A 715-nucleotide genomic window follows, 5' to 3' on the forward strand; every position below is an offset into this window, starting at 1 on the left:
CACTATGGCCGGTTACAAAAATCTGGCGTCCTTCATGGGCGATTACAATATAAACACCCACTTCATCAGAAGACGCCATGACTTCTAAATCGGGATGGGCATCAATTGGCTCGCGATCAATACCGGTGTGACGGGAATGCGGTGCAAAAAAAGTATCATCAAAACCACGGAATAATTTCACGAATTCTTTTTCCAGGTGATGCTCAAATACGCCAAAGACTTTATGAGGCAGTAAGTGTTTGGGAATACCGTAATGGTGATAAAGTCCAGCCTGGGCCCCCCAGCAGATGTGCAGGGTGGAAAAGACATTTGTTTTACTCCAGTCCATTATTTCCGTCAGCTCGTCCCAGTAGTCGACATCTTCAAACGCCAACGTTTCAATGGGCGCGCCGGTGATGATGAGCCCATCAAAGTGTTGATCTTTTACATCCTCAAAATAAGAATAGAAAGAGCCCAAATGTTCAGAAGAGGTGTGCGTACTCTCATGGGTTTTTGTTTGCAGGAGCGTGACCTCAATTTGAAGGGGGGTATTTCCCAATAACCTGAGCAGCTGGGTTTCGGTTGATATTTTGGTGGGCATAAGGTTTAATATGGCGATTTTTAAAGGACGTATATCTTGCTGACTGGCTCGGTTTACATCCATGACAAAAATATTTTCATTTGTCAAAATTTGATTGGCGGGTAAGTTATTGGGAATTCTTATGGGCATAATTTC

Annotated in this window: 1 protein-coding gene; it reads right to left on the minus strand. The window is 43.6% G+C overall.

The window, feature by feature from the left end:
- Nucleotides 1–709 (minus strand): homoserine O-succinyltransferase (locus FZC40_RS16960; RefSeq protein WP_148606520.1); only part of this gene is annotated, 709 nt, incomplete at its 3' end.
- Between the last annotated feature and the right edge of the window lie 6 nt (nt 710–715).

The sequence above is a fragment of the Acetobacterium tundrae genome (genome assembly GCF_008086615.1).
GTDB classification, from domain to species: domain Bacteria; phylum Bacillota; class Clostridia; order Eubacteriales; family Eubacteriaceae; genus Acetobacterium; species Acetobacterium tundrae.